Annotated in this window: 20 protein-coding genes; 19 read left to right on the top strand and 1 reads right to left on the bottom strand. The window is 70.4% G+C overall.

The window, feature by feature from the left end; translation table 11 throughout:
- Nucleotides 1–86 precede the first annotated feature (86 nt).
- From AB2U05_RS11450 to AB2U05_RS11360, 19 genes are all read left to right on the top strand, one after another.
- Nucleotides 87–1172 carry an LCP family protein gene (locus AB2U05_RS11450; RefSeq protein ID WP_045694789.1) on the top strand — a complete coding sequence of 362 codons (1086 nt, stop codon included), beginning with the start codon at nucleotides 87–89 and terminating at the stop codon, nucleotides 1170–1172.
- Between the two features lie 149 nt (nucleotides 1173–1321).
- Nucleotides 1322–1543 (top strand): 50S ribosomal protein L31, encoded by a 222-nt coding sequence (gene rpmE / locus AB2U05_RS11445; RefSeq protein ID WP_030235761.1) that lies wholly within the window; start codon nucleotides 1322–1324, stop codon nucleotides 1541–1543.
- A 157-nt stretch (nucleotides 1544–1700) separates the two neighbouring features.
- A complete protein-coding gene (gene prfA, locus AB2U05_RS11440; protein ID WP_045694792.1) occupies nucleotides 1701–2777 on the top strand; it encodes a peptide chain release factor 1 in 1077 nt (358 codons plus the stop codon).
- Nucleotides 2778–2838: 61 nt separating this feature from the next.
- Nucleotides 2839–3705, top strand: a complete 867-nt coding sequence (prmC, locus tag AB2U05_RS11435; RefSeq protein ID WP_045694794.1) for a peptide chain release factor N(5)-glutamine methyltransferase — start codon at nucleotides 2839–2841, stop codon at nucleotides 3703–3705.
- 78 nt (nucleotides 3706–3783) lie between these two features.
- Nucleotides 3784–4431 (top strand): L-threonylcarbamoyladenylate synthase, encoded by a 648-nt coding sequence (locus AB2U05_RS11430; protein ID WP_045694797.1) that lies wholly within the window; start codon nucleotides 3784–3786, stop codon nucleotides 4429–4431.
- A gap of 32 nt (nucleotides 4432–4463) precedes the next feature.
- Nucleotides 4464–5102 carry a low molecular weight phosphatase family protein gene (locus AB2U05_RS11425; protein WP_045694932.1) on the top strand — a complete coding sequence of 213 codons (639 nt, stop codon included), beginning with the start codon at nucleotides 4464–4466 and terminating at the stop codon, nucleotides 5100–5102.
- Nucleotides 5103–5236: 134 nt separating this feature from the next.
- Entirely contained in the window at nucleotides 5237–6517 is a 1281-nt protein-coding gene (glyA, locus tag AB2U05_RS11420; protein WP_369183146.1) for a serine hydroxymethyltransferase, read from the top strand.
- Between the two features lie 161 nt (nucleotides 6518–6678).
- Nucleotides 6679–7956 carry an MraY family glycosyltransferase gene (locus AB2U05_RS11415; RefSeq protein WP_045694803.1) on the top strand — a complete coding sequence of 426 codons (1278 nt, stop codon included), beginning with the start codon at nucleotides 6679–6681 and terminating at the stop codon, nucleotides 7954–7956.
- 294 nt (nucleotides 7957–8250) lie between these two features.
- The gene (locus tag AB2U05_RS11410; protein WP_045694806.1) at nucleotides 8251–8694 is read left to right on the top strand and encodes a hypothetical protein; all 444 of its coding nucleotides are present in this window, start codon (nucleotides 8251–8253) and stop codon (nucleotides 8692–8694) included.
- A gap of 285 nt (nucleotides 8695–8979) precedes the next feature.
- Entirely contained in the window at nucleotides 8980–9795 is an 816-nt protein-coding gene (gene atpB / locus AB2U05_RS11405; protein WP_045694809.1) for a F0F1 ATP synthase subunit A, read from the top strand.
- Nucleotides 9796–9885: 90 nt separating this feature from the next.
- Entirely contained in the window at nucleotides 9886–10122 is a 237-nt protein-coding gene (atpE, locus tag AB2U05_RS11400; protein ID WP_078859784.1) for an ATP synthase F0 subunit C, read from the top strand.
- A gap of 34 nt (nucleotides 10123–10156) precedes the next feature.
- Entirely contained in the window at nucleotides 10157–10714 is a 558-nt protein-coding gene (locus AB2U05_RS11395; RefSeq protein ID WP_045694811.1) for a F0F1 ATP synthase subunit B, read from the top strand.
- Nucleotides 10711–11526, top strand: coding sequence for a F0F1 ATP synthase subunit delta (locus tag AB2U05_RS11390; protein WP_369183145.1), 816 nt, complete (start codon nucleotides 10711–10713; stop codon nucleotides 11524–11526). Before AB2U05_RS11395 ends, AB2U05_RS11390 begins: the two co-directional genes overlap by 4 nt.
- Before the next feature lie 156 nt (nucleotides 11527–11682).
- Nucleotides 11683–13257 (top strand): F0F1 ATP synthase subunit alpha, encoded by a 1575-nt coding sequence (gene atpA / locus AB2U05_RS11385; protein ID WP_045694817.1) that lies wholly within the window; start codon nucleotides 11683–11685, stop codon nucleotides 13255–13257.
- Nucleotides 13258–13289: 32 nt separating this feature from the next.
- Nucleotides 13290–14204 carry a F0F1 ATP synthase subunit gamma gene (locus AB2U05_RS11380; protein ID WP_045694821.1) on the top strand — a complete coding sequence of 305 codons (915 nt, stop codon included), beginning with the start codon at nucleotides 13290–13292 and terminating at the stop codon, nucleotides 14202–14204.
- A gap of 2 nt (nucleotides 14205–14206) precedes the next feature.
- Entirely contained in the window at nucleotides 14207–15652 is a 1446-nt protein-coding gene (gene atpD / locus AB2U05_RS11375) for a F0F1 ATP synthase subunit beta (protein ID WP_045694824.1), read from the top strand.
- Between the two features lie 182 nt (nucleotides 15653–15834).
- Nucleotides 15835–16218 carry a F0F1 ATP synthase subunit epsilon gene (locus tag AB2U05_RS11370; RefSeq protein WP_045694825.1) on the top strand — a complete coding sequence of 128 codons (384 nt, stop codon included), beginning with the start codon at nucleotides 15835–15837 and terminating at the stop codon, nucleotides 16216–16218.
- 148 nt (nucleotides 16219–16366) lie between these two features.
- Entirely contained in the window at nucleotides 16367–16867 is a 501-nt protein-coding gene (locus AB2U05_RS11365; protein WP_030057523.1) for a DUF2550 domain-containing protein, read from the top strand.
- A 22-nt stretch (nucleotides 16868–16889) separates the two neighbouring features.
- The gene (locus AB2U05_RS11360) at nucleotides 16890–17462 is read left to right on the top strand and encodes a cob(I)yrinic acid a,c-diamide adenosyltransferase (RefSeq protein ID WP_045694827.1); all 573 of its coding nucleotides are present in this window, start codon (nucleotides 16890–16892) and stop codon (nucleotides 17460–17462) included.
- Here the strand turns inward: AB2U05_RS11360 and AB2U05_RS11355 are convergent.
- On the bottom strand, nucleotides 17459–18064 hold the full coding sequence (locus AB2U05_RS11355) for a hypothetical protein (RefSeq protein ID WP_369183144.1): 606 nt from the start codon (nucleotides 18062–18064) through the stop codon (nucleotides 17459–17461). The genes AB2U05_RS11360 and AB2U05_RS11355 overlap by 4 nt on opposite strands.
- Nucleotides 18065–18114 lie beyond the last annotated feature (50 nt).

Here is an 18114-nt window from a genome sequence, read left to right as displayed (position 1 = left end):
GGTTCGGTGCGTCCGGCCGGGCACTGTTTCACGATCGGGACGACTTTGGGCTTTTTCGGCTACTTGTCCGATTTACTCTGGACCGTATGGCCGAGCACAAGAGCACCCCCAGCCGCCGCCGCAGGGTCCTGCGGGTGGCCGCCTGCGCGTTCGTCGCGCTCGTCGTCCTGGGCGCCGGAGCGGCCGTGTACGCGTACGTCAGGCTCAACGGCAACATCAAGACCGTCGACATCGACGAGCGGCTCGGCGACGCCCGTCCGCCGGCCGCCACCGACGGCTCCTTCAACATCCTCGTCCTGGGTTCCGACTCGCGCTCCGGCGACAACGGGAGCCTGGCCGGCGGCACCACCGACGGCGCCCGCTCGGACACCGCGATGGTGGTGCACGTCAGCCAGGACCACTCGCGGGCCTCGGTCGTCTCCATCCCGCGCGACACCCTGGTCGACCGGCCGGACTGCACCGACCCGAGCGGCAAGGCCGTCCCGGCGGTGAAGCGCGCGATGTACAACAGCGCCTTCGAGGCCGGCGGCGCGGCCTGCGCGGTCAAGACCACCGAACAGCTCACCGGGCTGCGGATGGACCACTACGTGCAGATCGACTTCGCCGGCTTCGCCCGGGTCGTCGACGCGATAGGCGGGGCCACCGTGACCACCACGGTGGCCATCCACGACAAGGACAGCGGCCTGGACCTGCCGCCCGGCGAGCACCACCTGAACGGCCAGCAGGCACTCGCCTTCGTCCGCACCCGGCACGGCGTCGGCGACGGCAGCGACCTCGGCCGGATCGAGCTGCAGAAGCAGATGGTCAAGTCGCTGCTCCAGCAGGCCGGCGGGGCGGGCCTGTTCACCGACCCGGTCAAGCTGTGGTCGATCGGCGACACCGTGACGAAGAGCATCACCACCGACTCCGCGCTCGGCTCGGTGAACTCCCTGGTCGGGCTGGTGCAGGAACTCAAGGGGATCGGGCCGGACCGGCTGAGCATGGTCACCCTGCCCGTGGTCACCGCCCCCAGCGACCCCAACCGGGTGGTCGAGCAGCAGCCGCAGGCCGGGCAGGTGTGGGCGGCGCTCAAGGCCGACCAGCCGATCCCGCAGACCGTCGTCTCGGCCCAGCCGGAGAACCCGGCGCAGGCCGCCCCGACCGCCTCGCCGACCGCCCGCGCCAGGCGCTGAGCGGGGCGCCGGGCGGGCCAGGAATACCCGCGGACCCGACCCGGTTTGGGAAGATGCGGCCGGTCCTGGCAGACTGGTTCGTCGGTCCCGGTTCACGAGCGGCATTCCAGCCGCCGACCCGGTGCCCTCCCGAAACCTAGGAGAACCCCTTGAAGTCCAACGTTCACCCCGAGTACGTGGTCACGCGCGTGACCTGCACCTGCGGCGCCGAGTTCACCACCCGCTCGACCGAGACCAGCGGCGAGATCCGCGCCGAGGTCTGCTCGCAGTGCCACCCGTTCTACACCGGCAAGCAGAAGATCCTCGACACCGGCGGCCGCGTGGCCCGCTTCGAGGCCCGCTTCGGCAAGCAGCACAGCGCGAAGGCCTAGCGCTCCCTCGGCGCCGGCTCCCGGCGTCCCCGTACTCGTTCCGGGGGCGCTGGGGGTCGGCGCCGTTCGCGTCCCCCCGACGCGCTCCGGCCCGTACGCTCCGCACCCCGCACGTCCCCGCCCACACGTTCCGAGCCCCCGGGAAGAAGGCCACCCCATGTTCGAGGCAGTCGAAGAGCTCCTCGTCGAGCACGCCGACCTCGAGAAGAGGCTGGCAGACCCGTCCGTCCACGCCGACCAGGCCAACGCCCGCAAGCTGGCCAAGCGCTACGCCGAGCTGACCCCGATCACCCGGGTCTACCGGGAGTGGCGGCAGGCCGGCGAGGACATCGTGGCCGCGCGCGAACTCGCCGCGGAGGACCCGGACTTCATCGCCGAGGTGAAGGACTCCGAGGCGCGGCAGGAGGAGCTGACCGAGGAACTGCGGCTGCTGCTCGTCCCGCGCGACCCGAGCGACGACAAGGACGTCATCCTGGAGATCAAGGCGGGCGAGGGCGGCGAGGAGTCCGCGCTGTTCGCCGGCGACCTGCTCCGGATGTACCTGCGCTTCGCCGAGCGGGTCGGCTGGAAGACCGAGCTCATCGACTCCAACGAGTCGGACCTCGGCGGCTACAAGGACGTCTCGGTCGCGGTCAAGACCAAGGGCAACGCCGAGCCCGGCCAGGGCGTCTGGGCCCGGCTGAAGTACGAGGGCGGCGTGCACCGCGTGCAGCGCGTCCCCGCCACCGAGTCGCAGGGCCGCATCCACACCTCCGCGGCGGGCGTGCTGGTCACCCCCGAGGCGGAGGAGGTCGAGGTCGAGATCCACGCCAACGACCTGCGCATCGACGTCTACCGCTCCTCGGGCCCCGGCGGCCAGTCGGTCAACACGACGGACTCGGCGGTCCGGATCACCCACCTGCCGACCGGTATCGTGGCGTCCTGCCAGAACGAGAAGAGCCAGCTGCAGAACAAGGAGCAGGCGATGCGCATCCTGCGTTCGCGGCTGCTGGCCGCCGCGCAGGAGGAGGCCGAGCGCGAGGCCTCGGACGCGCGTCGCAGCCAGGTCCGCACGGTGGACCGCTCCGAGCGCATCCGGACGTACAACTACCCGGAGAACCGCATCTCGGACCACCGCACGGGGTTCAAGTCGTACAACCTGGACCAGGTCCTGGACGGCGACCTGAACGCGGTGATCCAGTCCTGCGTCGACGCGGACGCCGCGGCCAAGCTCGCCGCGGCCCAACAGAACTGAGACCGGCGCGCCCCAGCCCGACAAGCCTGAAGCCGGAGCGCAGAAACAAGAGGTCGTACGGATGAACCTGCTGCTCGCCGAGGTGGCCCAGGCCACCCAGCGGTTGGCCGCGGCCGGCGTGCCGTCGCCGCGCTTCGACGCGGAGGAACTCGCCGCCTACGTCCACAACGTCAAGCGCAGCCAGCTGCACACCGTGAAGGACGCGGACTTCGACGCCCGCTACTGGGAGGCCGTCTCCCGCCGCGAGGCGCGCGAGCCGCTGCAGCACATCACCGGGCGGGCGTTCTTCCGCTACCTCGAACTCGAAGTCGGCCCCGGAGTGTTCGTGCCCCGGCCGGAGACCGAGACGGTCGTCGAGTGGGCCATAGAAGCGGTGCGCGAGATGGACGTGGCCGAGCCGCTGGTCGTCGACCTGTGCTCCGGCTCCGGCGCGATCGCGCTCGCCCTCGCCCAGGAACTGCCGCGCTCCAGCGTGCACGCCTTCGAGCTCGACGAGGGCGCGCTGGAGTACACCCGGCGCAACATCGAGGCCAGCCCCGACCGCGCCCGGGTCACCCTGCACGCCGGCGACGCCACCCGGGCCTTCGCCGACGACCGCTCCTGGGACGGCCGCTTCGACCTGGTGATCTCCAACCCGCCGTACATCCCGCTCACCGAGTGGGAGTACGTCGCGCCCGAGGCCCGCGACCACGACCCGCAGATGTCCCTGTTCTCCGGCGAGGACGGCCTGGACACCATCCGCGGCATCGAGCGGGTCGCCGCCCGGCTGCTGCGCCCGGGCGGCGCGGTGGTGGTCGAGCACGCCGACCAGCAGGGCGGCCAGGTGCCGTGGATCTTCAACGAGGAACGCGGTTGGACGGACACCGCCGACCACCGCGACCTGAACAACCGGCCGCGCTTCACGACCGCCCGCAGGGCCGGGTCGTGACGGGCCGGATCGTGAACACCGAGCGCAGCGCTACCGCGCCGTGAATGTCATGAGCCTTTCCGGAAGGGGACCGCACCGATGAGCCGCCGTTACGACTGTGCCGACGCCGGGGACCGTGCCACCGGCCTGCGCGAGGCCGCCTCGGCCATCCGCCGCGGCGAACTCGTCGTGCTGCCCACCGACACCCTGTACGGCGTCGGCGCGGACGCCTTCTCCCCGGAGGCGGTGGCCGAGCTGCTGGCCGCCAAGGGCCGCGGCCGCAACATGCCCTCCCCGGTGCTGGTCGGCTCGCCGACCACCCTGCACGGCCTGGTCACCGACTTCTCCGAGCAGGCCTGGGAACTGGTCGACGCCTTCTGGCCGGGCGGCCTGACCCTGGTCGCCAAGCACCAGCCCTCGCTGCGCTGGGACCTGGGCGAGACCCGCGGCACCGTCGCCGTGCGGATGCCGCTGCACCCGGTCGCCATCGAGCTGCTGAACACCACCGGCCCGCTCGCCGTCTCCAGCGCCAACAAGACCGGCGGGCCGTCCCCGGCCACCTGCGACGACGCCCAGCACCAGCTCGGCGACGCGATCTCGGTCTACCTGGACGGCGGTTCCGCCGACTACGCGACCGCCTCGTCCATCGTCGACGTCACCGGCAAGACCCCGGTCCTGCTGCGCGCCGGCGCGATCAGCATCGAGCAGCTGAGGGAGGTCGTCCCCGACCTGGAGGCCGGAAGTTGACGCCCATCGCCTCGCTCCATGCCGGGCCCGGCATAGCGCCGTACCTGAGCGTGGGCCCCAGGCCGCTGGACCACTTCCGGATCCTGTTCGTCTGCACCGGCAACATCTGCCGCTCGCCGATCGCCGAGCGGCTCACCCGGCGTGAGCTGGACACCCGGCTCAGCCCCCGGGTGGCCGGGCGCATCCTGGTGGAGAGCGCCGGCACCTGGGGCCACGAGGGCGCGCCGATGGAGGACCACGCGGCGACCGTGCTGAACGAGTACGGCGCCGACAGCGGCGGCTTCACCGGCCGGGAACTGCTGGACGAGCACGTGGTCGAGGCCGACCTGGTGCTCACCGCGACCCTGGACCACCGCGCCCAGGTGATCTCGATGGGGCACGAGGCGGGGCTGCGCACCTTCACGCTGAAGGAGTTCACCCGCCTGGTGCGGACGATAGACCCGGGCACCCTGCCCGACCCCCGGCGCGGCGCCGACGTCACCGAGCGCGCCCGCGCCCTCGTCCGGGCCGCCGCCGCGCTGCGCGGCTGGCTGCTCGCGGCCACCCCGGAGTCGGACGAGCTGGACGACCCGTACGGGGCGCCGATCGGCATGTTCCGCAACTGCGGCGAGGAGATATTCCACGCCGTCGACCCGGTGGTGACCGCCCTCACCGGCGTGCCGGCCCGCTAGCGGCCGGCCTTCAAAGGGGCCGTCCGGCGGTTTCCCGGGGCCCGTCCGGCCCGTCCGGCCGCTTTCCGGCGGGCCGCGGCCGGGGTGCCGTCCTACGCTGGTGGCACCGTCCCCGCACGCCCGGGAGCACCGCCATGACCGTCACCGATGCCGCGACGAGCCCGACCGCCACGAGGGGGCGCCCCGCGGCGTCCGAGGCGCTGTTCCGGGCCGATCCGCAGATCGCCGACCTGCTCGCGGCCGAGGCCGAGCGGCGGGCCGAGTCGATCCAGCTGCTGGCGGGGGAGAACCTGACCAGCCCGGCCGTGCTGGCGGCGCTGACCGGGCCGCTGATCGACAAGTACGCCGAGGGCTACCCGGGCCGCCGGCACCACACCGGCTGCGCGCTGGCGGACGCCGCCGAGCTGCTGGCGATCGACCGGGCCCGCGCGCTGTTCGCCGCCCCGCACGCCAACGTCCAGCCCCGGTCGGTGACTTCGGCGATGCTGGCGGCGTACGCGGCGCTGCTGCGGCCCGGCGACGGGGTGCTCGCGATGTCGCTGGAGCACGGCGGCCACCTCAGCTGCGGCTCGCGGGCCAACTTCTCCGGCCGCTGGTTCGACTTCACCGGCTACGGGGTGCGCGAGCAGGACGGACTGGTCGACCTCGACCAGGTGCGCGACCTGGCCCGCCGGCACCGCCCGAAGGCCATCGTGGCGGGCTCGATCTCGCACCCCCGGCACCCGGACTGGGCGGCCTTCCGGGAGATCGCCGACGAGGTGGACGCCTACCTGGTCGCCGCCGTCGCGCAGACCACCGGGCTGGTCGCGGCCGGGGCGGCGCCCTCGCCGGTGCCGTTCGCGGACGTCACCGTCGCGGCCACCCACAAGCTGCTGCGCGGCCCGCGCGGCGGCCTGCTGCTGTGCACCGCGGAGCTCGCCGAGCGGATCGACCGGGCGGTGTTCCCGTTCAGCCAGGGCGGCGCGGCGATGAACGAGGTGGCCGGCAAGGCGGTGGCCCTCGCGCAGGCCGCGACGGCCGAGTACCGGGCCTACGCGCTGCGCACGGTGTCCGGGGCGCGGGCTCTCGCCGAGGGGCTCGCGGAGGCCGGTCTGCGCCCCCTGACGGGCGGGACGGACACCCACCTGGTGACGGCGGACGTCAGCCCGCTGGGCGTCAGCGGCGCGGAGGCCGAGCGGCGCTGCGCGGCGGCCGGGCTGCTGCTCGGCAAGTGCGCGCTGCCGTACGACCCGGCGCCGCCCGCCGAGGCCTCCGGGATCCGGCTGGGCACGGGCACGGTGACCAGCCAGGGCATGGGCCCGGCGGAGCTGGCCGAGATCGCCGGGCTGGTCGGCCGGCTGCTCGCCGGTGACGCGGCCGCGCCGGTCGCGCAGCGGGTCCGGGAGCTGGCGGCGGCCTACGCGGACGGCGTCTGAAACGGGAATCCCGATCTCCTACCCGGGAGGGCGAACCGCGATGCGCGTCCCGGGCGTCCGACTCAATAAGGTGTGTCCCGTGGCGACACACCTCGAACCCCGGGAAGGCAGGGGAGTACCTTCGGTACCTCCCCGTACGACAGTGATGCAGGAGGCCAGTGGTGCGTGAGTACTTGCTGGTGCTGTTCTGCACCGCCGCCGTCACCTACCTGCTGACCGGCCCGGTCCGGAAGTTCGCCATCGCGGCCGGCGCGATGCCGCCGGTGCGCGCCCGCGACGTGCACCGCGAGCCCACTCCGCGGCTCGGCGGCATCGCCATGTTCGGCGGGCTGTGCGCGGGCATCCTGGTCGCCTCGCAGCTGGACAACCTGAGCAAGGTGTTCACCCAGGGCACCGACATCCGCGCGCTGCTGTCCGGCGCCGGGATCATGTGGCTGCTCGGCGTGCTCGACGACAAGTGGGGCGTGGACGCGCTGGTGAAGCTCGGCGGCCAGATGATCGCCGCCGGTGTGATGGTCTGGCAGGGCGTCACGGTGATCACCCTCCCGGTGCCCGGCGTCGGCGCCGTCGCGGTGAGCCCCACCCAGGGCATGGTCATCTCGGTCATCCTGGTCGTCGTCATGGTCAACGCGGTGAACTTCATCGACGGCCTGGACGGCCTGGCCGGCGGCATGGTCTGCATCGCCGCGATGGCCTTCTTCCTGTACAGCTACCGGCTCTGGTACGGCTACGCGATCACCGACGCGGCCCCCGCCGTGCTGTTCAGCGTGCTGCTGATCGGCATGTGCCTGGGCTTCCTGGCGCACAACATGCACCCCGCGCGGATCTTCATGGGCGACTCCGGCTCGATGATGCTGGGCCTCATGCTCGCCGTCGCCGCGATCTCCATCACCGGCCGGGTCGACCCGGACCTGATCAACAGCGAGACCGGTTCGCAGACCGCCACCGTGCACGCGCTGGTGCCGATCTACATCCCGCTGCTGCTGCCGCTGACGGTCATCGCGCTGCCGCTGGCCGACCTGCTGCTCGCGGTGGTGCGCCGCACCTGGGCCGGGCAGTCGCCGTTCGCCGCGGACAAGCGCCACCTGCACCACCGGCTGCTCCAGGTCGGGCACTCGCACAGCCGGGCCGTACTGATCATGTACTTCTGGGCGGCGCTGATCGCCTTCGGCACGGTGGCCTTCTCGGTGACCAACACCGGACGGACCGTGATCCTGACGCTCGCCGGGCTCTGCCTGGTCGGCCTGGTGGTGCTGCTCACCCCGCGGTTCCGGCCGCGGGCGCCGCGCGCGGTGCAGTCCTTCGTCCCGCCGCGCTACCGCCGGCAGCAGTCCGGCCCGATGGCGGAACTGTCGGCGAAGGACAAGCAGATTCTGGGTGAAGCCAGCCGGGGCTCCTCGGCGGCCTCCGACCACGACAAGGCCAGCGGCCGCCGTTGACAAGAGAATTGACGTTGCGTCAAATGGGGTCACCCGAACGGCGGATGGATTGCGCCAATGGTGTGACAGGTGCCACACAATCATGGTAAAGCTCTCATCAAATAGTTTGTGATACCGTTCACGAGTACCGAGAACACGCCGACAGTCCTGACAGGTGGATGACTCCGTCCCTGTCGGTCTCCTCGACTGGGCCCGCCGCTCCAGCGGGCGGCCCACGGCGATGCCTCGGTCGGCCTCACCGCCACAGTCTGTGCCCGTCCCCCGCCACATCGACATGCCGCCGGAGCTGCCGACATGCCGTCCACCGACGCCCGGATCCTCCGAGGCGCCGCGATCCCCACTGCGGTCGCCGGGATCATCGCCATGGCGATCTCCTTCGCCGTCGCCGGTGGGAAGGGCCTGCTCGGCGCGCTCTTCGGCACCTTGCTGGTGATGGCCTTCTTCAGCTTCGGCCAGGTCGCGCTCGACCGGCTGACCAGGTCGAACCCGCAGATCATGATGGCCGCGGCGCTCCTGGTGTACACCACGCAGATCCTGCTGGTCGGCATCGTGCTGGCCGTCTTCAAGAACACCGAGCTGTTCCACCGGCAGGCCTTCGCCTTCACGCTGCTCGGCTGCGCGCTGATCTGGACGGGCTTCCAGGTGCGCGGCGCCCTCAGGGCCAAGATGTTCTACGTGGACCCCCACGCCTCGGAAAACAAGGACGACAAGCCCTCCGACAAGGGTCGTCAACAGTGACGAGGCCTGACTGTCCCCCCAACGAGGGGGGCGGTGTTTATGTCGCACTGACGGGCTGCTATCGTCCGTCGCAACAACGGAGTACGGGAAGAGGCCAGGTCTGTCCGGAGAGCGGACGGATCGCCCCCCGGGCCCGCGCAGTCTTCGATGATCCCGCCGTGGTGCAGCGCACCGCCGCGCGGGGTCGGCGAGAAACCCATCAAGTTCCAGTGCCGCTCCGTGGCCACAGGCCACGCCGACACACCGAGGTTGCCGTAACCATGCGTCACGACGAAGGAGTCCGCGGTGAGTGCTGAACTCACGTCCTCGCTCGCCTCAGGCAGCTGCCACTTCGGGGACGCTGGCTGCGGCTTCCCGGCCCCGGGCCTGAACGAGTTCCAGTTCAAGCCGATCTTCTCGATCGGCAGCGTCGAGTTCAACAAGCCGATGCTGCTGTCGATCATCGTCGCACTGCTGGTCGTGGTCTTCTTCTGGGCCGCCTTCGCCAAGCCGCGCCTGGTCCCCGGCAAGCTGCAGCTGGTCGGTGAGATCGGCTACGACTTCGTCAAGCGCTCCATCGTGCTGGAGACGATCGGCAAGAAGGGCGAGAAGTACGTCCCGATGCTGGTCTCGATGTTCTTCTTCATCTGGTTGATGAACATCATGTCGATCATCCCGTTCGCTCAGTTCCCCGTGGCGGCGGCGATCGCGTTCCCGGCCGGCCTCTCGGCGATCGTGTGGATCACCTACATGACGCTGACCTTCAAGAAGCACGGCTTCGTCGGTGGTCTGAAGAACCTCTGCTGGCCGTCGGGCATCCCCGGCTGGGTCATGTTCATCCTGGTGCCGATCGAGTTCTTCTCGAACATCTTCGTGCGCCCCTTCACGCTCGCGGTCCGAGCCTTCGCGAACATGTTCGCCGGCCACCTGCTGATCGTGATGTTCTCCATCGCCTCCTGGTACCTGCTCAGCCCGACCCTGGGCGCCCTGTACGGCTCGGCGTCCTTCGTCGTCGCCGTCGCGCTGACCGCGTTCGAGCTGCTGGTCCAGTTCCTGCAGGCCTACATCTTCGTGATGCTGGCCAGCAGCTACATCGCCGGTGCCCTCGAAGAGGCGCACTGAGCCTAAGGCCCTGGCCTCCCATGAACCACCCCCTGGATCGCCCGGTGGCCAATCACCACCGGTTCACCACCCCTGCAAAGGACAATCGCAATGAGCATGATCGCTGAGGGCACTGTCTACGGTTCCGTCGCCTCCCTGGGCTACGGCCTCGCCGCCATCGGCCCCGGCATCGGCGTCGGTCTGATCTTCGGTAACGGTGTCCAGGCCATGGCCCGCCAGCCCGAGGCTGCCGGTCTCATCCGTTCCAACATGTTCATCGGCTTCGCGCTGACCGAGGCGCTCGCCCTCATCGGCATCGTCATGCCGTTCGTCTTCGGCAACAAGTAATCCGCCGTAGACCCTTTCTGAGGAAGGTCCAGACATGAACACCGCGTTCTCGCTCGCGGCCGAGGAGAAGATGAACCCTCTCCTCCCCGCGTGGCCCGAGGTGATCATCGGCCTGCTCTGCTTCTTCATCGTCTTCGGTCTGCTCGGCAAGAAGCTCCTCCCCAGCATCGAGAAGGTGCTGTCGGAGCGCCGGGACGCCATCGAGGGCGGCATGGAGCGTGCCGAGGCCGCTCAGGCCGAGGCCCAGGCCCTGCTTGAGCAGTACCGCGCCGAGCTCGCCGAGGCGCGCCACGAGGCTGCCCGCATCGTCGAGGCCGCTCGCGAGCAGGGCGCCGCCCAGCTCGCCGAGATGCGCGAGGAGGGCCAGCGTCAGCGCGAGGCCATCGTCGCCGCCGGCCACGCGCAGATCGAGGCCGACAAGAAGCAGGCGACTGCCGCCCTGCGCCAGGACGTGGGTTCGCTGGCCACCCAGCTGGCCTCCCGCATCGTGGGTGAGTCCCTGGAGGACCACGCCCGGCAGAGCGGCGTGATCGACCGCTTCCTGGACGAGCTGGAGGCCAAGGCCGCCGTTGCTCAGGGTGCGGCCAAGTGATCGGCGCCAGCCGTGAGGCCCTCGCCGCCGGCCGGCAGAACCTCGAGAGCCTGACCGACTCCACCTCGGTGGACGCGGCCAAGGTCGCCGAGGAGCTCACCGCCGTGACGGCCGTGCTGGACCGCGAGGTGTCGCTGCGCCGCGTCCTGACCGACCCCTCGCGGTCGGGCCAGGACAAGGCCCAGCTGATCACCTCGCTGCTGACCGGCCAGGTCTCCGGCGAGACCGTCGACCTGGTCGCGGGCCTGGTCCGCTCCCGCTGGTCGGGTGGCCGCGACCTGGTGGACGCCGTCGAGGAGCTGGCCGCCTACGCCGAGGTCATCGCCGCGGACAAGGCCGGCGCCCTGGACGACGTCGAGGACGAGCTGTTCCGCTTCGGCCGGGTGGTGAGCGGCTCGCACGAGCTGCGCGCCGCGCTGACCGAGCCGAAGGCCGGCGCCGTCGCCAAGGCCGAGCTGATCAAGAAGCTGCTCGGCGGCCGGGCCAACGCCGGCACCGTCCGGCTGGTCACCGCCCTGGTCAACGCGCCGCGTGGCCGTAGCCTGGAGCAGGGCCTGGAGTCCTACTCCAAGCTCGCCGCCGCTCGCCGCGGCCGTGTGGTGGCCCTGGTCACCAGCGCGGTGCCGCTGTCGGACACCCAGAAGGAGCGCCTGTCCGGTGCTCTGGGCCGGATGTACGGCCGCCAGGTCCACCTGAACATCGACGTCGACCCCGAGGTCGTCGGCGGCGTCCGGGTGCAGATCGGCGACGAGATCATCAACGGCACCGTGTCGAGCCGCCTCGAAGGCGCTCGCCAGTCGCTCGAAGGCTGAGCACCGAAGCAGCACATCCGACCCTCGGTCGGGAAACCGGCTCCCCATGGAGCCGGCACATCGTACGGCCGGTTCGGAAGACCCGGCCGAGAGTCGAATACTTGCGGCCCTCAATGGCGGGCCGAGGATCGCAAACTAGGAGAGCAGGGAAGCCTGATGGCGGAGCTTACGATCCGTCCGGAGGAGATCCGGGACGCGCTGGCCGACTTTGTCCAGTCGTACCAGCCGGACGCCGCTTCTGTGGAAGAGGTCGGCACGGTCACTGACGCGGCGGACGGTATCGCCCATGTCGAGGGCCTGCCCTCGGTCATGGCGAACGAGCTGCTGAAGTTCGAGGACGGCACGCTCGGCCTCGCGCTGAACCTCGACACCCGCGAGATCGGTGTCGTCATCCTCGGTGAGTTCGGCGGCATCGAAGAGGGCCAGACCGTGCGCCGCACGGGCGAGGTCCTCTCGGTTCCGGTCGGCGACGGCTTCATGGGCCGCGTCGTGGACCCGCTGGGCAACCCGATCGACGGTCTGGGCGACATCGCCGCCGAGGGCCGCCGCGCCCTGGAGCTGCAGGCCCCCGGCGTCATGGCCCGCAAGTCGGTCAAGCAGCCGCTGCAGACCGGCATCAAGGCCATCGACGCGATGACCCCGATCGGCCGCGGCCAGCGCCAGCTGATCATCGGTGACCGCCAGACCGGCAAGACCGCGGTGGCCGTCGACACGATCATCAACCAGCGCGACAACTGGCGCTCGGGCGACCCGGAGAAGCAGGTCCGCTGCATCTACGTCGCCGTGGGCCAGAAGGGCTCCACCATCGCGTCCGTCCGCGGCGCCCTGGAGGAGGCCGGCGCGCTGGAGTACACCACCATCGTGGCCGCTCCCGCCTCCGACCCGGCCGGCTTCAAGTACCTCGCCCCGTACACCGGCTCGGCCATCGGCCAGCACTGGATGTACGCCGGCAAGCACGTCCTGATCATCTTCGACGACCTGTCGAAGCAGGCCGAGGCCTACCGCTCCGTCTCCCTGCTGCTGCGCCGCCCGCCGGGCCGCGAGGCCTACCCGGGTGACGTCTTCTACCTGCACTCCCGCCTGCTGGAGCGCTGCGCCAAGCTGAACGACGAGCTGGGCGGCGGCTCGATGACCGGTCTGCCGATCATCGAGACCAAGGCCAACGACGTCTCGGCGTACATCCCGACCAACGTCATCTCCATCACCGACGGCCAGTGCTTCCTGGAGTCCGACCTGTTCAACGCCGGCATCCGCCCGGCCGTGAACGTCGGTATCTCGGTCTCCCGCGTCGGTGGCTCCGCCCAGATCAAGGCCATGCGCTCGGTCGCCGGCCGTCTGCGCCTGGACCTCGCCCAGTACCGTGAGCTGGAGGCCTTCGCCGGCTTCGGTTCCGACCTGGACGCGGCCTCCAAGGCCCAGCTGGAGCGCGGTGCGCGCATGGTCGAGCTGCTGAAGCAGGGCCAGTACCAGCCGTTCCCGGTCGAGGAGCAGGTCGTCTCCATCTGGGCCGGCACCACCGGCAAGCTGGACGACGTCCCGGTCGCCGAGGTCCGCCGCTTCGAGCGCGAGTTCCTGGACCACGTGCGCCTGCAGCACAAGGACCTGCTCGCCGGCATCGTCGAGACCGGTCTGCTGGCGGACGGCACCGTCGACGCGCTGACCAGCGCGATCGAGGCCTTCAAGCAGGGTTACCAGACCGCCGACGGCAAGCTGCTCTCCGAGCAGGCCTGAGTCCGGTAGCGAGGGAAAGGACGTAACGACCCATGGGAGCACAGCTTCGGGTCTACAAGCGCCGGATCCGCTCTGTCACCGCGACGAAGAAGATCACCAAGGCGATGGAGATGATCTCCGCGGCGCGCATCGGCAAGGCGCAGCGCGCGGTGGCGGCCTCCGCTCCGTACGCCGATGAGCTCACCCGGGCGGTGACGGCGGTGGCCACCCGGTCCAACGCCAAGCACCCGCTCACCACCGAGAACCCGAACGCCTCGCGCGCGGCCGTCCTGCTGATCACGGCGGACCGCGGCCTGGCGGGCGGTTACTCGTCCAACGCCATCAAGGCCTCGCTGACGCTCATCGAGCGCCTGCGCGGCGAGGGCAAGGACGTGGTGACCTACATCGTCGGTCGGAAGGGTCTGTCGTACTACACCTTCCGCAACCTGGCGGTGGGGAACTCGTGGACGGGCTTCTCGGACAAGCCGACCTACGGCGACGCGAAGACGGTGGCGGCCGAGCTGATCGAGGCCTTCACGGCCGAGACCGGCGGCGTGGACGAACTCCACGTGGTCTCGACCGAGTTCGTGTCGATGCTGACGCAGGACGCGGTGGAGGCCCGGCTGCTGCCGCTGAAGCTGGACGAGGTCCAGCTCAGCGACCAGACGCCGGCCACGTCGGAGATCTTCCCGCTGTACGACTTCGAGCCGTCGGCGGAGGGCGTCCTCGACGCGCTGCTGCCGCGGTACGTCGAGAGCCGGATCTACAACGCGCTGCTGCAGTCGGCCGCTTCCGAGCACGCCGCCCGCCGCCGCGCGATGAAGAGCGCGACGGACAACGCCGGCGAGCTCATCAAGTCGCTCACGCGGCTTGCCAACTCGGCCCGTCAGGCCGAGATCACCCAGGAAATCAGCGAGATCGTCGGTGGCGCGAACGCGCTCGCTGACGCGAGCCGCGGGAGCGAATGAGTATGACCACCACTGTTGAGCCGACCACGGCGACGGGCCGCGTCGCGCGGGTCATCGGCCCGGTCGTCGACGTGGAGTTCCCCGTCGACGCGATTCCGGAGATGTTCAACGCCCTGCACGTCGAGGTGGACAACCCCGACGGCACGGGCAAGAAGACCCTGACCCTCGAGGTCGCCCAGCACCTCGGCGACGGCCTGGTGCGCGGCATCTCGATGCAGCCGACCGACGGCCTGGTCCGCGGTTCGCAGGTCACCGACACCGGTGCGGCCATCTCCGTGCCGGTCGGCCAGATCACCAAGGGCAAGGTCTTCAACGCCCTCGGTGACGTGCTGAACGTCGACAAGGACGAGTTCGAGAAGCAGGTCGAGGTCCGGTGGCCGATCCACCGCACCGCTCCGAACTTCAAGGACCTCGAGTCCAAGACCGAGATGTTCGAGACCGGCATCAAGGTCATCGACCTCCTCACCCCGTACGTCCAGGGTGGCAAGATCGGTCTGTTCGGTGGTGCCGGTGTCGGCAAGACCGTTCTGATCCAGGAGATGATCTACCGCGTCGCCGAGAACTTCGGTGGTGTGTCGGTGTTCGCCGGTGTCGGCGAGCGCACCCGTGAGGGCAACGACCTCATCGACGAGATGGTCGACTCGGGCGTCCTGGACAAGACCGCGCTGGTCTTCGGCCAGATGGACGAGCCGCCGGGCACCCGTCTGCGCGTCGCGCTGTCCGCGCTGACCATGGCGGAGTACTTCCGTGACGTCGAGAAGCAGGACGTGCTCCTCTTCATCGACAACATCTTCCGGTTCACCCAGGCCGGTTCCGAGGTGTCGACCCTGCTCGGCCGCATGCCCTCCGCGGTGGGCTACCAGCCGAACCTGGCCGACGAGATGGGCCTCCTGCAGGAGCGCATCACCTCGACCCGCGGTCACTCGATCACCTCGATGCAGGCGATCTACGTCCCCGCGGACGACCTGACCGACCCGGCGCCGGCCACCACCTTCGCCCACCTGGACGCGACCACCGTTCTGTCGCGCCCGATCTCGGAGAAGGGCATCTACCCGGCCGTCGACCCGCTGGACTCCACGTCCCGCATCCTCGACCCGCGGTACATCGCGCAGAACCACTACGACACGGCCGTCCGTATCAAGGGGATCCTGCAGAAGTACAAGGACCTCCAGGACATCATCGCCATCCTCGGTATGGACGAGCTGTCCGAAGAGGACAAGATCACGGTCCACCGTGCCCGCCGCATCGAGCGCTTCCTCTCGCAGAACACCTACGTGGCGAAGCAGTTCACCGGTGTCGAGGGTTCGACCGTGCCGCTGTCGGAGACCATCGAGGCCTTCAACGCGATCGCGGACGGCAAGTACGACGCCGTTCCGGAGCAGGCCTTCTTCATGTGCGGTGGCATCGAGGACCTCGAGAAGAACGCCGCCGAGCTGGCGAAGAAGTAGTCGCGGCCGGTAGCAGCTGAGTGACCGTGAGGGGTGGCCCCCGAGCCTGGGCCACCCCTCGCGTCGCATCGGCTGTGATTCCGGTCAAATCCGCGCCGTCGGTTTCATGCCGGAGGCGCGGGGCCGTTATTCTTACCGAAACTCCCGAGTAATCGGGGGTTGCATGAGCCTAGGAGCCCACGTTGGCTGAGCTGCACGTCGAGCTGGTCGCAGCCGACCGCAAGGTGTGGTCCGGTGCGGCCACCATCGTCGTCGCCCGTACGGCCTCCGGTGACACCGGCATCATGCCGGGCCACACCCCGGTGCTGAGCGTGCTGGAGACCGGCCCGGTGACCATCCGCACGACGGACGGCGGCACCGTGATCGCCGCGGTCCACGGCGGTTTCATCTCGTTCGCCGACAACAAGCTGTCTCTGCTCGCGGAGATCGCCGAGCTGGCGGACGAGATCGATGTCGCCCGTGCCGAGCGCGCACTGGAGCAGGCCAAGTCGGACCTGGACGCGCACGCCGAGCGTCGCGCCGAGGTGCGGCTGTTCGCGGCGCGCGGCCTCAAGGCCCACGCCTGAGTGCGCCGGACCCCGGCTTAGCGGGGTCGACCGACGGTCCCGGGGACGCGCGAGCGTGACCCCGGGACTGTCGTCGTAGTTGACAGGTCAGCGCGGTCGCCTGATACGACCGTTACGGGGAACGCGGGTAGCGAGGAGGTAGGTGAGCATGGTCCTCGCGCTTGTGGTGTGTGCGGCGGTCGTGGCGCTGGGAGTCATCGGGCTGATGGCCTTCGCCGTGCGCCGCCGCCTGATCCAGCGGGTCGGCGGCACCTTCGACTGCAGCTACCGGCTCAAAATGCCCGCCGACGCCTCGACGCAGCCCGACCTCGACGAGAACGGCAAACCCACCTCCGCCCCGGTCCCCCCGACCGATGGCAAGGGGTGGGTTTTCGGTATCGGGCGCTACAGCGGCGACTCCATCGAGTGGTTCCGGGTCTTCTCGTACGCCCCGCGTCCGCGCAAGGTGCTGCCGCGCCGGGAGATCGAGGTGCTGGGCCGGCGCTACCCGGAGGGGCAGGAGGAGCTGGCGCTGCTCTCCGGTTCGGTGGTGCTGCGGTGCCTGCACAACGGGGCGCCGCTGGAGCTGGCGATGAGCGAGGACGCGCTCACCGGCTTCCTGGCCTGGCTGGAGGCGGCCCCGCCCGGGCAGAGGGTTAACGTCGCCTAACGTCGGCGGCTAGGGTGGCCGCATGGTCAATCTGACGCGCATCTACACCCGTACCGGGGACGACGGCACCACCGCGCTCGGCGACATGAGCCGGACCACCAAGACCGATCCGCGGCTGATCGCGTACGCCGACGCCAACGAGGCGAACGCGGCGATCGGGGTGGCGCTGGCGGCCGGTTCGCTGTCCGAGGACGTGGCGGCCGTGCTCATCCGGGTCCAGAACGACCTGTTCGACGTGGGCGCGGACCTGTCGACCCCCGTGGTCGAGGACCCGAAGTACCCGCCGCTGCGGGTGCTGCAGTCCTACATCGACCGGCTGGAGGGGGACTGCGACCACTACCTGGAGCAGGTCGAGAAGCTGCGCAGCTTCATCCTGCCCGGCGGCACGCCCGGCGCGGCCCACCTGCACCTGGCCTGCACGGTGGTGCGGCGGGCCGAGCGCTCCACCTGGGCGGCGATCGCCGAGCACGGGGACACCGTCAACCCGCTGACCGCGAAGTACCTCAACCGGCTGTCCGACCTGCTGTTCATCCTGGCCCGGGTGGCCAACAAGGAGCGCGGGGACGTGCTGTGGGTGCCGGGGGAGAACCGCTAGGAACCGGACTCGACCTTCTCGGCGACGCGGCCGTCCTCGACCACGCGGCCGTCCTCGACCCGGACTCCGGCCGGCGGCTCCTTCGGCCACAGCGAGTAGCAGCCGGCCACGACCACGTTGACGACGGCCGCGATGCCCAGCTTCCAGTACCACTGGGCGAACGTGCCGACGTGGGCGGCGCCGGCCGAGAGCGGCATCAGCAGGCTGATCAGGCCCAGCGTGATCACCGCCGAGACGACCGTCCGCTTGGCGATCTGCCACTCGTGCGCCGTCCGCTCCGGCCCGTACTTCGGTGCGGGCAGCGGCTTGGGGCCGCCGGCGAAGCGGTGCAGGAAGTGCCGGTCGGCCCAGGCGACCAGCGAGGGGCCGTAGCCGACCGAGAAGCCCGCGTAGCTCGCGGCGAGGGCGTGCATCCAGCTCGCCTGGGTGCCGCCCCGCAGGTTGAGCACGGTGAGGGCGTACAGGGCGAGGTCCACCGCCGGCAGGCCGATCAGCAGGGCGGTGCTGGTGCGGCGCCACCGCAGCAGGTAGCGGGTGGAGAGGGCGAGGCCGAGCACGATCCACCAGGAGATCTCGGCCGCGACGATGAGGGTGACGATCACGTTCTGCTCCCGGGCGTTTCGGCGGTGCTTCCAGGCTCCTCCGCGGGCGG

Origin of the sequence: Streptomyces sp. Y1, assembly GCF_041053115.1 — a bacterium.
GTDB lineage: Bacteria > Actinomycetota > Actinomycetes > Streptomycetales > Streptomycetaceae > Kitasatospora > Kitasatospora rubellomurina.
The sequence above is the reverse complement of the archived record's forward strand: the minus strand, read 5'-3'. Positions and strand labels throughout refer to the sequence as shown.